Here is a 13029-nt window from a genome sequence, read left to right as displayed (position 1 = left end):
CAACCAAAATAGGAAGGTACGACCGGTACCGCTTGCGGGAAGGGGCTCCGATGAGGCGGCCAGGTGCCGGGCAGACGCGGCGACGCGGAGCTGCCCTGGAGGAGGCGATCCTGCGCGCCGCGGTGGACGAACTCGCCGAGTCCGGATACGCCGGGTTGACCATGGACAAGGTCGCCACCCGCGCCGGCACCAACAAGAACGCCATCTACCGCCGCTGGCCAAACCGCCTCACGCTCGGCATCGCCGCCTATCGGCAACTGACCACGACGGTCCCGCCCCCCGACACCGGCAATCTGCGCGGCGACGTCCTGGAGCAGCTACGCCAGGCGAACCGCTACTGGAGCTCCCCCCTCGGCGCGATCCTGCGCGAACTACTCTCTGCAGCCGGCGGCGCGTCAGAACTCCTGGCGCAGTTGCAAGACCAGTCCGGCGACGCCGCAGCCGCCCCCTGGTTGACCATCCTGGGCCGCGCGATCGCACGCGGTGATGCAGCCCCCGAAGCGCTCCATCCACGGGTCGCCACCGTGGCCATCGTCCTGCTACGCAACGAATTCGTCGTGCGCGGGGTCCCTACCGCACCCGACGACGTCCTCGTCGAGATCGTCGACGAGGTGTACCTGCCTCTAGTGCGGCAACGCGGTCCGACCCCAAGCTGATCTTCCGCCGGCGCTGAGACCTATACCAGTGTCCGCTGTCGCGGTTTCTGACCCGTGATGACGCTCTCTGATCTTGGCTCTGGCAATCATTGCGTGGTGCGGTGACGGATCGTGAGCAAGGCAAGACGGCGCGCAGAGGACGATCTTCCTTAGGCGTCCTGGCCGCCGATCGCACGCCCCGCGATCCGGACGACGTGAGCTGGCGACGGCGCGGCCATGGGCACGGGCATGGGCACTGACGGAGAGGTCACGGGCGGGCTGCGGGAGCGATTCGAATGGCCCTCATCCCCGTCCCGCATGATCGGTGGCGGAGAGCCGGTCCGGCGGTTGAATCGCAGGTGTCGATAGCCCTGGCGGAGAGGATCACCGTGAACGAAGCACATTCGGCGGGTCCGGGCGGCGGCAAGGACGGCCGCACCGTGGTCGTCATCGGTGGCACCAGTGGCATCGGTGCGGCTGTGGCTGAACGCTTCGCCGCGTCGGGGGCCCAGGTGTTCGCCGCCGGCCTCAGCGCGGGCACGGAGTGCCTTTCGGGCACGGTGCGGCCGGTTCTGCTGGATCTGACCGAGGCGGGGGCGCTGGAGCGCTTCCTGGGCGGGCTCTCCCAGCTGGACGTGCTGGTGAACGCCGCAGGGGTGATCGCCAGGGATGAGGAGTACGACCCGGAGGTGTTCGCCCGTGTGGTCGGCGTCAATCTGACCGGCACCATGCGGGCCTGCGTCGCGGCCCACGGCCTGTTGCGCCGTTCCGCGGGATGTGTGGTGAACGTGGCGTCGATGCTCAGCTTCTTCGGCGGCCCGAAGTCGCCCGCGTACACGGCGAGCAAGGGCGGGGTCATGCAGTTGACCAAGGCGCTGGCGGTGGCGTGGGCGGCGGAGGGCATCCGGGTGAACGCGGTGGCCCCGGGCTGGATCCGTACCGCGTTGACGGCCGCCCTGCATGAGGACGGCGCGGCCGCTCGGAAGATCGTCGAGCGCACCCCGATGGGCCGCTGGGGCGAGCCCGGGGACGTGGCGGGAGCGGTGGCGTTCCTGTGCGGCCCGGACGCCCGGTTCATCACGGGCGCGGTGCTGCCGGTGGACGGCGGCTACCTGGCCGCGTGACAGCGAGAACCAGACTTCTGATGACAAGGAGCGACTCTTGAGCGGAACGCAAGCCCCCGTGATCCCGATCTCCTCCGTGGTGCCGCCGGAGATCGCCGTTGCGGCCGTCCCCGAGGATGACCGGGTGTGGGTGCCGCAGGCGCCCAACGTGTGGTTCCGGCCGCTGATGTTCAACACGGTGACCGGGCAATGGTGCAACCTGCTCAAGGTCACCGCCGCGGGCATCGTGTCCCGGCACCGCCATCCCGGCGTGGTCTTCGGGTACGTGATCAAGGGCAAGTGGCACTACTACGAGCACGAGTGGGTCGCCGAGGCCGGCCAGTTCGTCTACGAGCCGCCGGGCGAGATCCACACGCTGGCCGTGCCGGACGACTGCCCAGAGATGATCACGTTCTTCAACATCACGGGCGCGATGGCCTACGTCGACGAGAACGGCGCGCAGATCGGCTACGAGGACACCTTCACCAAGATCGACATGTGCCGCGCGCACTACGACAAGGCCGGTCTCGGAGCCGACTACGTCAACCAGTTCATCCGTTGACGACCATCTGATCCGGGTGTGTCCCGTTCGCGAACCTCGCGGTAAGCTCCGGAGCCGCGGCGAGGGAGCGGGGCTGATGGACATCCGAAACGTGCACCACTACCGGATCGACTGGATCGTCAGCTTCGTGGCCGTCGCCCACCACGGCGGCTTCTCGGCCGCGGCCAAGGCCCTCTACCGCTCCCAGCCCCGGGTCAGCAGCCACGTCGCCGAGCTCGAACGCCTGCTCGGCGCCCGGCTGCTGGATCGCTCCCTGCAACCCGCGGCGCTCACGCCCGAGGGCCGCGCGCTGCTGCCACACGCCGAGGAGATCCTGCGCAGGCTCAGCCTCCTCGCCGAACTGACCGGAGGCGTCGTACGCGGCGAGGTACGGCTCGGCGCCTACCCCAGCGCCGCCTCCTACCTCTACCCGCTGGCCGTACGGGCACTGCACGCGACGCACCCGCACGTACGGCTCGTCCTGCGCGAGGGACCGAGCGTGGCGCTCGGCGACGACCTCGTCGAAGGCGCCGTCGACCTGGCCATCCGGCCGCTGCAGCCGCTCGTCAACTCCGATGACGTGGTCAGCCAGGTGTTGTGGCGCGAACCGCTGGTGGCCGTCTTCCGCGACAACCACCCACTCGCGCACACGACCAGCGTACGGCTCACCCAGATCGCCGCCCTGCCCGTGGTGAGCATCGGCGAGAGCGGCGAGGGCCACGGCCGCCAGTACGAGGCCAACCTCGCCTTCGCCATGGCCGGCCTCAACCCGATCATCGTCGCCCAGACCAACCAGCCGCAGACCCTCATCTCCCTGGTACGCCACGGCATGGGCACCGGCGTCACCAACAGCCTGGCCATGACCACTGCCAACACCCAAGGGGTCACCCTGGTGCCGATCGCCGAGCCGTACTGCGAGCGCGTGGTGGCGGCGTGGTGGCGCACCGGCGGGGTGGTGTCACCGGCGGTGGAGGCGGTTCGGGAGACCCTCGCGGCCCTGCCCACCCCCCGCTGGCCCTGGGACGAGCAGCCATCCGGGCGGCTCTGACAACGACTCCGCGTGTCAGCGGTCTACGGAACGCCTTCGAGGCCGTTGCGACGGGTGACCGCCGCCAGCCAGCGGGCGCTGTCCTTCGGGATGCGGCGCTGGGTCGGGTAGTCGATGTAGACCAGCCCGAACCTGCGTGCGTACCCCCAGGCCCACTCGAAGTTGTCGGTCAGCGACCACACGAAGTACCCGCGCAGGTCCACGCCGTCCGCTATGGCGCGGGCCGCCGAGCGGAAGTGGCGGTCCAGGTAGTCGATCCGCCGCGGGTCCGGCACCTGACCGCCGGGCTCCGGCTCGTCGGCGAAGGCGGCGCCGTTCTCCGTGACGTAGAGGGGCGGTGCGTCGTACTCGCGGTGGATCCTGACGAGCACGTCGTGCAGGCCGTCCGGGTCGATCTCCCAGCCCATCTCCGTGGCGGGCAGGCCGCGGCCGACGAACTCCACGTCGTCGCTGCCCACCCACGGGGTGCTCGCGCCGGAGTCCGGCCGTCCGGCGCGTACGACGTGCCGGCTGTAGTAGTTGACGCCGAGGAAGTCCAGCGGCTGCGCGATCACCTCGGCGTCGCCGTCCTCGATGTGCCCGGTGTCCGTGACGTGTGCGAGGTCGCCCAGCAGGTCGGCCGGATAGCAGCCGCGTAGCAGCGGGTCGAGGAACTGGCGGTTCATCAGCGCGTCGATGCGCCGGGCCGCGTCCGCGTCCGCGTCCGCGTCGGCGTCGGCGTCGGCGTCGGCGTCGGCGTCGGCGTCGGCGTCGGCAGGGGGGTCGCCGGCCGAGTCGACGGGGTAGAGGTTCACCGTGATGCCGAACGAGCCGGAGTCGTCGCGGGCCCGCATGGCGCGCACCGCCAGGCCGTGGCCGAGTAGCAGGTGGTGGGCGGCACGGACGGCGGCGGCCGGTTCGCGGCGGCCGGGTGCGTGCACTCCCGACGCGTAGCCGAGGTAGGCCGCGCACCACGGCTCGTTGAGCGTCGTCCAGGAGCGCACCCGGTCGGCGAAGCGGGCGTGCACCGCCTCGGCGTACTCGGCGAAGCGGTGGGCGGTGGCGCGCTCCGGCCAGCCGCCCGCATCCTCCAGCTCCTGGGGCAGGTCCCAGTGGTAGAGCGTCACCCACGGCAGCACGTCACGCGACAGCAACTCGTCGATCAGCCGGTCGTAGAAGGCCACGCCCGCGGGGTTGAGCGGCCCGCGCCCGCCGGGCTGCAGCCGTGACCACGACAGCGAGAAGCGGTAGTGGGTCAGGCCGAGGCCGGCGAGCAGCGCCACGTCCTCGCGGTACCGGTGGTAGTGGTCGCAGGCCACGTCGCCGGTGTCGCCGTCGAGGATGGCGCCGGGCGTGTGGGCGAAGGTGTCCCAGATGGAGGGGCCCCTGCCGCCTTCCGCGGTGGCGCCTTCGATCTGGTACGCGGCGCTCGCCGCACCCCAGGCGAAGCCCGGGGGAAAGCACACGGAGGCGGGAGCGGTGGTCCGGGTGTCGGTCATGTGGGGTTCTCCTGACGTTCGCGGTGGTCGTAGGCGGTCACCGCAGCCACAGGTCCGCGGGTGCGGCCAGCGGGCTGAGCGCGTCCCACAGCTCGTCCGGGACGGCGCGGGTGGCGAGGCCGGCGGTCTCGGCGATCCGCTCGGGAAGGGAGGCGCCGACGATGGTCGAGGTGATGCGCGGATCGCGCAGGGAGAACTGCAGGGCGGCGGCGGCCAGTGGCACGCCGTGCAGCGTGCAGGCGTCCTCCATCTGCCTGATTCTGCGCAGTGTCTCCGCGGCGGCGTCCCGGTAGGCGTACCTCTGGTAGGTGCCGGTTCCCTTGGCCAGCACGCCGCCGCCGAAGGGAGCGCCGTTCACGACGCCCACGCCGAGGGAGACGGCCTCGTCGACGAGCTCGTTCGCAGAACGGTCGACAAGGGTCCACCGGTTGTGTGTGATCAGCACCTCGAAGGCGCCGGTGCGCAGGTAGCGGGACATCAGCCGTACCGGCCCGCCCGCCACGCCCAGGTGGCCTATCACGCCCTCCTCCCGCAGCGCGAGCAGCGCCTCGACCGGGCCGTCGGCGGCCATGCCCTGCTCGAAGGTGATGTGCTCGGGGTCGTGCAGGTATACCAGGGGCAGGAAGTCGAGCCCGAGGCGGGCCAGGCTGCCCTCGGCGGAGCGGCGTACCTGGTCGCCCGAGAAGTCCGCGCCCTCGCGGTCTACCTTGGTGGCCAGCACGAAGCCGTCCGGCACGCCGCCGAGCCGCCCCAGCGCCGTACCGATGCGCCGCTCGCTTTCGCCGCCGCTGTAGCCGGCGGCGGTGTCCAGGAAGTTGAAGGGGCCGGTGAGCGCGGCCAGCGCGGTCGAGATGCCCCGCTCGGCGCCGACCTCGTAGCCGAAGTTCTCCGGCATGCTGCCCAGCGGGCCTCCGCCGACGCAGATCGGCGTGACGTGCAACCCGGTGGCGCCCAGCGGCCTGCGGGGGAAGGCGGTTGCGCCGGTCATCGTGCGGGTACGGGGTGCAGGGCCACGCCGTCCGGGCCGGCGAGCAGGCCGTCGGGAGTGGAGCGGGCACCGGCGGCCGACAGCAGGGCGGACATCTGGTCCCCGGCGGCTATGCCGACATGACGGAAGCCGAGCCTGGCCTCATCGGGCGCCCCGGGCCCCGGGGTCTTGGGCGCGGTGAAGGTGAAGATCTCCAGCACAGCGTCGCCGGCCGCCAGGTAGGTCAGCAGGAATCCGCGCGGGTCCTGGTCCTGGGAGATCTGGCCGATCAACTCGTACCCGAGCATGTCGCGGTAGAACGCCAGGGCGGCGTCGAGGTCGGCGGCAGTGACGGCGACGTGGTCGAAGGCGGGGGCCGCGTCGCGGGGCCTGGCGCGCGCGGCGGCGCGCTCACGCGCGGCGAGCTCCGCCGAGCCGATCACGTGGTACTGCAGGTACTTGTCGATGATCTCCAGATGGGTGCCGTCGGGGTCCTGGAAGAAGGCCAGCCGGACGCCGCCCACGGCGTCCAGCGGCGGCAGGGTGAAGGGGACGCCCGCGTCGCGCACCCTCTCGGCCCGCAGGTCGACGTCGCCGACCTTGAAGCCGATGTGCCGCACGCCGCGCTGCAGGTCGTCGTTGACCCAGCCGCCCAGGCTCCCGCCGGCGACCTCGACGAGGTCGAGCGTCACCGGTCCCGCCGACAGCCGGGCGATGCTCGCATCCTGGCCGCCTCCTACCGGCTTGAGGTCGAGCAGGTCGCGGTAGAAGTCGACGGAGCGGGCCAGGTCGCTGACGCCGATCTCGATGTGGTGGATGGACACCCGTGTTCCCTTCACTATGACTTGATCGCGCCCAGGGTGAGGCCGGCCACGAAGCGCCGCTGCATGCGCATGTAGACCAGCACGATCGGCAGGATCGACATGGTCAGCGAGGCGCAGATCAGCGGCCAGTCGGTGGAGTACTGCCCGACGATGGTGTACAGCACGGGTTGCAGCGGCAGGTAGCCGGGGTTCTGCAGGAAGGTCTGCGCGTAGAGGAACTCGTTCCAGGTGGTCATGAACTGGAAGATCACCACGGTGGCCACGCCCGGCGCGGCCAGCGGCAGCATGACCCGCCAGAAGATGGCGAACTCCCCCGCGCCGTCCACCCTGGCGGCGTGCACGAGCTCGTCGGGCAGCGTCTCGAAGAAGGCGCGCATCAGGAACATCGCGAACGGCAGCGACGTGCCGACGTAGACGAGGATCAGGCCCTGCCGCGTGCCGAGCAGGTCCATGGTGCGCAGTTGCAGGAAGAGCGGCAGGATGATCGCCGTCACCGGCAACATCATCGTGCTGAGCAGCGCGAGGTAGAGGAACCCCTTGAAGGGGAAGCGCAGCTTGGCGAAGGCGTATCCGCCGAGGGTGGCCAGCGCGAGCACCGCCACCACCGTGATGGCGGTGATCACCAGCGTGGTGGCGAAGTGCGAGGGGTAGTCGAGCTGCGACCAGGCCCGCTCGTAGGCGTCGAAGGTGATCTTGTCCGGGACGGCCGAGCCGCTGAAGACGGTGTCTCTGGGACGTACCGACGTCAGCAGCATCCAGACGAACGGGAAGGCCGTCGCCGCGGAGATCGTGATCAGTGCGACGTAGGCGGCCGAGTGCCAGGCCCGCCGCTGAGCCCGCACCCGGGAGGCACTGCGCCAGCGCGCGGAGCCGTGCGCTCGGGCGAGCGTCATGCCGTCCTCCTGGAGATCCGTAGCTGGGCGATGGTCACGAGCATGCAGAGCACGAAGATCACCATGCTGATCGCGGTGGCGTACCCGAACGACGGCGTCGCGCCCGATTCGTTGCCGAACGCCAGGCCGTACAGGTACGTGCCGAGCACCTCCGAGGCGCGGTTCGGGCCGCCGCCGGTCATGACGTAGATGAGATCGAAGGTCTTGAGCCCGTTGATCAGGTTGAGCAGCACCACCACGCCGGTGACCATGCGCAGCGCGGGCACGGTGACGCGGCGGAAGCGCTGGAACGGGCCCGCGCCGTCGATGCGGGCGGCCTCGTACAGCGTCGGGTCGATGCCCTGCAGGCCGGCCAGGTAGATCAGCATGTAGAGCCCCGCGGCCTGCCAGAGCGAGACCACGATCAGCGCGGGCACGACCAGGTCCGGGTCGGCCAGCCAGGGCTGCGCGAGCGTGCCCAGACCGAGCGCGCGCAGCGCCTCGTTCAGCGTGCCCAGGTTGGGCTCGTAGATGAGCTGCCACAGCGCGCCGGTCACCACGAGCGAGATCACGGCCGGCATGAACAGCAGCGTGCGGTAGATCACCGAGCCGCGCCACGGGCCGTTCATCAGGACGGCCAGCAGCAGCGGCACGACTGTCTGCAGCACGGTGGTGACGGCCGTGAAGACCACCGTGGTGGTCAGGGCCTGCCAGAACACCGGGTCGCGCAGCATGAAGCCGAAGTTGCCGAACCCCACGAACCGCGGCTCGCCGATGCCCGACCAATCCGACAGGCTCAGATACAGGGAGCGCACGAAGGGGTAACCGACGAAGATCGCGAAGAAGATCACGATCGGCGCGACGAACAGGTAGCCGACCCCCGCCTCCCTGACCCTCGCCCGCGCAGGCCTCCTGCCGGTGACGTGGAGGGCCATGATCAGTTGCCGCCTCGGGCGCGTACCACGTCGGTCTGGATCTTCTTCGAGGTCTGCTCGGGCGCGGCCTGCCCACCGACGAGTGCGGCCACCGCGTTGGCGGCCGCGGCCGAGGAGCCCTTGCCGAACAGGATGTGCGGCGCGCCGTCGCCGTTCAGCAGCCAGGAGGTCATCTGCTTCAGCACCGGGTCGGCGACCTGCCGGCCCGCCGTCTGCGTGGAGGGCATGCTGGCCGAGTCATTCATGATCTTCGCGTAGCGGGCGGGCTCGTACATGAACTTGACGAACTCCAGCGCCGCCGCCTTGTTCGGGCTGTTCCGGCTGACGGCGAAGCCGGCGCCGGCCTGGTTGGCGCACCAGTGCCGCTTGCCCGCGGCCCAGGCGGGGGTCGGCATGACCTTGTAGCGTTCGACGAACGCCTTGGGCGCGCTCTGGATGAAGTCCTGCGGCACCCACGAGCCCATGAACAGCATGGCGGCCTTGCCGGTGTAGAGCAGGCTCTCCCCCTGCGCGGTGGTGAGCCCGTTGGAGTTGGGCGCGAACGCGCCGCCCTTGACCAGTTTGTCCATCGTGGTGAGCGCCTCGACCACCTTGGGGTTCTCCCACGTGGCGCCGTTGCGCTGCTGGTCGATGTCGAGGAGGAGGGCGGGGTCGTCGCTCGCCTGCGTGATGAGCGGGAGGAAGAAGTCCAGGCCGTTGGTGCCGGGATTGTTGGACAGCAGGCACGGCAGCACGCCGATGTCATTGATCTTACGGCCGGCGGCGAGGAGGTCGTCCCAGGTCTCCGGTACGTCCACCTTGGCGCGGGCGAGGATGTCGGGGTCGTAGAAGATGCCGAACGTCTGCGCCATCCAGCCCAGCGCGTACTGCTTGCCCGCGTCGGTGTATTCGTCGTTGGCCGACTTGAAGAAGTCCTTCAGGAAGTCGGCGCCGAGTTCGGTACGCAGGTCCGCGGAGACGCCCGCCTTGCCGTACTCGATGGCCAGCACGTGCGGGGCGAAGATCTCCGGCGGATCGCCCGCCGCCACGGCGCCCTGCAGCGCCGGCAGGTAGGAGTCGGGATCGCCGAACAGGCGGTTCTCCACGACGATGGTGGGATGCGCGGCCTGGAACTCCTCGATCAGCGGGCCCCATTGGTCGCGCTGCTGGCTGTACCAGTGCCACAGCCGTACCCGCGCCTTGCCGCCGGTGGTGGCGCCGCCCGTCGAGGGCGCGCTGTCACAAGCGGTGAGCAGGCCGGAGGCGGCCAGGCCCGCGGCGCCGAGCAGGCTCCCCTGAAGCAGGCTCCGCCGGCTCACTCGCCGTGCGGGAGGGGTGCCCCAGGTGCCCGCGCTGTCAAGGGGTGTCGTCTCACCCATGACGCGTCCTTCCCTGACGGTTCGAAGACCCGGCCCCCCGCGTGCCGACTCCACGTGATGGAATGTGACGGGTTGTCACGTCCGGAAGGTCGCACGGGTGTGACATACGAGTCAATGGAACATTTCCGGCCCGTATCACACCTATTCGGAACCCGTCCGATCGGGGTGCCAGGGCAGGACCCGGCACCTAAACTCGGGGAGCGCTCCCATGAGCTGAGAAGGGAAGACACGTGCGAGCTGTCCGCTGGCATGGTGCGGGTGACGTCCGCATCGAGGACGTGCCTCCGCCTCCGGCGCCCGGGCCCGGCGAGGTCAGGGTCAGAGTCGCCTGGTGCGGGTTGTGCGGCTCGGACGTGCACGAATACCGCTACGGACCGGTACGCACCCCGATCGAGCCGCATCCTGTCACCGGTCGCAGCGCGCCGCTCATCATCGGTCATGAGATCTCCGGCTGGGTCGAGTCGGCCGGAACAGGAGTGACCGCCCCCGAGCCCGGCGCTCTGGTGGCGCTCAACGCGTTGCTGCCCTGCGGCCGCTGCGAGCCGTGCCTGCGCGGCGACGTGCAGCTCTGCCTCACGCTGGGACACCTGGGGCAGTCGGCGGACGGCGGGCTGGCCGAGCTGGTCACGGTGCCTGCCTCGATGGCCGTGACCGCGCCTCCCGGCATGGCTCCCGACCTGGTGGCGCTGGCCGAGCCGTTCGCGGTGGCCATACGGGCGATCCGGCACGCGGGCGCCCTGTCCGAGCAGGCGTGCGTCGTGCTCGGCGCCGGCTCGATCGGCCTGGCCGCGGCGATCATCCTCGACGCGGGCGGCAACCGGGTGACCGTGCTCGACGTGGTGGAGGAACGGTTGCGGCACGCCGCCAGGCTGGGCCTGCGTGCCCGGCAGGTCGCCGACGCGCTCGGCGGGGGATTGCGCGCGCCGGTCGTACTGGAGTGCTCCGGCGCCGCGTCGGCGGGCGGCACCGCGGTACGGCTGGCCGCTGCCGGCGGCGTGATCGTGATCGTCGGGCTGCCCGGCGAGCCGAGCACACTGGACCTGGCCGACGTCGCGCTGCGCGAGATCACCATCGCCGGCAGCATGTCACACCTCGCGGACGCCGACATGGCCCCCGCCATCGCGGTGCTCGCCGCGCACGCCGAGCGCGCCTTGGGGATCGTGACGTCACGCGTGCCCCTCGCCGAGACCGTCACCGGCGGTCTCGGCGTGCTCGCCGGGCCGGGCCGGCACCGGCAAGCGAAGATCCTCGTGCGCGTCGCGGACGGCGGCTGAGCGCCGGGCACGGCGCGGCCGCGACCTTGCGGCGTTCGATCCGACCTTCGCTCGGCACCACAACCTGTTCGGTGTCTACCGTCAGCGGGTCGGGGGGACGATGCCGTATTCGTGAATCTTGCGGTAGATCGTCGCCCGTGACATGCCGAGCGACCTGGCGGCCTTGATCTTGTTGCCGTCATGGTCGAGCAGGCTCTGCACAATGGCGTCGCGCTCCATGGACTCCAAGGGGCTGAGCACCCGGCGGCTGACCGTACGGCATTCCGGCGGCAGGTCGTTCGGCTGGATCGAGCCGGTGCGCCGGTACTGGACGATCCGTCTGAGCACCTGCCAGAGCTGTTCGGTGTTGCCCGGCCAGCTCGACCGTACGAGAAGCTGCATCGCCTCCGGCGAACAGACCAGACGACCGTCCGGCATGAGCTTGGCGAGGAAGAACGGCACCAACTCGTGAACGTCTTCGACATGGTGCCGTAGCGGCGGGAGCTCGACCGTACTCGGGAAGAACCGCAGCAGCTCGGCCAGCTCTCCGCCGTCGTGGCGCCGGCTCAGCGTGACCGCGACCCAGAGCGGGCTTGGCCGGTCCACGGCTCTCGCCGCCTTCAGCGCCGCGGACAGCGCGCGCAGACGCCCGGCGCTGAGCCGGTCGACGTGCCGGATCACCAGGCTGCCTGCCCCGCCGAGCAGTTCCCGCCGCACCCCGTTCAGCCAGCCCCGGTCGCTGGCCTCGGCGGCGTCCAGCACGGAGAAGCGGGCGGCCGGGGTCCGGTGTTGGTGCACGGCCTTGACGAGGGCCAGCTTGCCGACGCCGGGTTCGCCCTCCAGCGCGAGCCACTCGCCGGAGGCGTATATCGCCTCGACCTGGTGGCAGCCGCGCAGCCACAGCGCACCGGAGCCGACCAGCCCGGGCAGGAACACCCGCGGCGGCGTCACGGCCTCGGTGCGCTGCCGGTTGCCGAGCTCGGTCAGCTTCACGTGCACCACACCGCCGGCCAGCCGGCCCTCGCCGCGTACGGGCCGGCAGTACAGCCGCGCCTTCATGCCGCTGGGCAGCTCGACCATGACCGCCCTGGTGGGGTGGCGGCCGGCGAGCGTCTCGGCCGCCTGCCCGAGCAGGATCGACTGCTCACTCGGATCGAGCACCTGCCGGGCGTGGTAGTTCATCATCACGACGTCGTTGTTGAACGCGAACACGATGCCGGCGGTGCGCCGGCACGTCCGCAGGTATTCCTGGAGCAATTCGAGCTCGCGGATGCTGCTGTCGGCGAACAGCGCCTGCTGGATCTGGTCGGCCGTGGTCTTCGCCAGCGCCAGCAGCAGCGGGTCGGCGTCCTTGCGCCAGCAGGTCAGGTCGACAGCGCCGACCGTCTTTCCCGAGATCGGGTGATGGATCGGCACACCCGCGCAGGCGAGGTCCTCCAGGTGCTCCGCATAGTGCTCGTGGCCGAACACCTGCATCGGCCGGCCGCCTTCGAGAGCCGTGCCGATGCCGTTGGTGCCGACGAACTCCTCCGCGTAGCTGAAGCCGGGCGCGAGCTTGACGCGGTCGAGGTGCGAGTCGAGATCGTGGTCAGCCGCCAGCCGGGCCAGCACCAGGCCCGCAGGGTCGGTGAGAATGATGCTGATCGGCTGGCCGTCCAGGTGCTCCCGCAGATGTGTGAGCACCGGCAGGGCGCTGCGGCTCAGCGGGGTGTCGGGGTCGGGGTCGCGCATGTAGGTCAGGTCGATGTGATCGGCCGCCACGTTCCAGCGCCGGGAGCGCCACCACGACGCCAGGATGGCGTCGCGCACCTGGTCCGGATCGATGGCCTCGGCGGTCAGGAACCGTTCGCGAGCCTTGGCCAGATTCTCGCCGTCGGTGAAGTCACCTGGACGCGTCAGTGTGGGCGGCATGGGGCCCCCTGTTCGCGGGAACGCCCCCGCGGGCCGGGTCGGGCCCACGGGCGGGGTTCGCGGTTTACCTGGCGGTTACACAATACGCGGCACATGTCCGATAC

General features: G+C 70.6%; 12 protein-coding genes. 5 read left to right on the top strand and 7 right to left on the bottom strand.

Translation table 11 applies throughout. The features are described 5' to 3' along the window. The first annotated feature begins 50 nt into the window (after positions 1–50). The 4 genes from ACFLIM_RS37270 (at position 51) to ACFLIM_RS37255 (ending at position 3327) form a co-directional block, all read left to right on the top strand. On the top strand, positions 51–656 hold the full coding sequence (locus ACFLIM_RS37270) for a TetR/AcrR family transcriptional regulator (RefSeq protein ID WP_393173092.1): 606 nt from the start codon (positions 51–53) through the stop codon (positions 654–656). A 368-nt stretch (positions 657–1024) separates the two neighbouring features. Next, positions 1025–1759, top strand: coding sequence for an SDR family NAD(P)-dependent oxidoreductase (locus tag ACFLIM_RS37265; protein WP_393173091.1), 735 nt, complete (start codon positions 1025–1027; stop codon positions 1757–1759). Between the two features lie 37 nt (positions 1760–1796). Further along, positions 1797–2300: a 2,4'-dihydroxyacetophenone dioxygenase family protein gene (locus tag ACFLIM_RS37260; protein WP_393173090.1), complete on the top strand. Its 504-nt coding sequence runs from the start codon at positions 1797–1799 to the stop codon at positions 2298–2300. A gap of 76 nt (positions 2301–2376) precedes the next feature. Next, positions 2377–3327, top strand: coding sequence for a LysR family transcriptional regulator (locus tag ACFLIM_RS37255; protein ID WP_393173089.1), 951 nt, complete (start codon positions 2377–2379; stop codon positions 3325–3327). 23 nt (positions 3328–3350) lie between these two features. On the opposite strand, the gene ACFLIM_RS37250 is transcribed toward ACFLIM_RS37255, so the two are convergent. Genes ACFLIM_RS37250 through ACFLIM_RS37225 form a run of 6 tightly spaced genes read right to left on the bottom strand, consistent with a single transcriptional unit; the run spans position 3351 to position 9761 of the window. Continuing rightward, a complete protein-coding gene (locus tag ACFLIM_RS37250; protein ID WP_393173088.1) occupies positions 3351–4805 on the bottom strand; it encodes a GH1 family beta-glucosidase in 1455 nt (484 codons plus the stop codon). Between the two features lie 37 nt (positions 4806–4842). After that, on the bottom strand, positions 4843–5793 hold the full coding sequence (locus ACFLIM_RS37245) for an aldo/keto reductase (RefSeq protein ID WP_393173087.1): 951 nt from the start codon (positions 5791–5793) through the stop codon (positions 4843–4845). Next, positions 5790–6596 carry a VOC family protein gene (locus tag ACFLIM_RS37240; RefSeq protein ID WP_393173086.1) on the bottom strand — a complete coding sequence of 269 codons (807 nt, stop codon included), beginning with the start codon at positions 6594–6596 and terminating at the stop codon, positions 5790–5792. Before ACFLIM_RS37240 ends, ACFLIM_RS37245 begins: the two co-directional genes overlap by 4 nt. A gap of 14 nt (positions 6597–6610) precedes the next feature. Continuing rightward, positions 6611–7489 (bottom strand): carbohydrate ABC transporter permease, encoded by an 879-nt coding sequence (locus ACFLIM_RS37235; protein ID WP_393173085.1) that lies wholly within the window; start codon positions 7487–7489, stop codon positions 6611–6613. After that, positions 7486–8403 (bottom strand): carbohydrate ABC transporter permease, encoded by a 918-nt coding sequence (locus tag ACFLIM_RS37230; RefSeq protein ID WP_393173084.1) that lies wholly within the window; start codon positions 8401–8403, stop codon positions 7486–7488. Before ACFLIM_RS37230 ends, ACFLIM_RS37235 begins: the two co-directional genes overlap by 4 nt. A 2-nt stretch (positions 8404–8405) precedes the next feature. Next, on the bottom strand, positions 8406–9761 hold the full coding sequence (locus ACFLIM_RS37225; protein ID WP_393173083.1) for an ABC transporter substrate-binding protein: 1356 nt from the start codon (positions 9759–9761) through the stop codon (positions 8406–8408). A gap of 230 nt (positions 9762–9991) precedes the next feature. Between ACFLIM_RS37225 and ACFLIM_RS37220 the strand changes: the two genes are divergently transcribed. Continuing rightward, positions 9992–11035, top strand: a complete 1044-nt coding sequence (locus ACFLIM_RS37220) for an alcohol dehydrogenase catalytic domain-containing protein (protein WP_393173082.1) — start codon at positions 9992–9994, stop codon at positions 11033–11035. Between the two features lie 81 nt (positions 11036–11116). Here ACFLIM_RS37220 and ACFLIM_RS37215 read toward each other — a convergent pair whose 3' ends face one another. After that, the gene (locus ACFLIM_RS37215) at positions 11117–12925 is read right to left on the bottom strand and encodes a sigma-54-dependent Fis family transcriptional regulator (protein ID WP_393173081.1); all 1809 of its coding nucleotides are present in this window, start codon (positions 12923–12925) and stop codon (positions 11117–11119) included. Between the last annotated feature and the right edge of the window lie 104 nt (positions 12926–13029).

This window comes from Nonomuraea marmarensis (assembly GCF_043197025.1).
Taxonomy (GTDB): domain Bacteria; phylum Actinomycetota; class Actinomycetes; order Streptosporangiales; family Streptosporangiaceae; genus Nonomuraea; species Nonomuraea marmarensis.
This window is presented reverse-complemented; position numbering and strand designations above follow the sequence as displayed.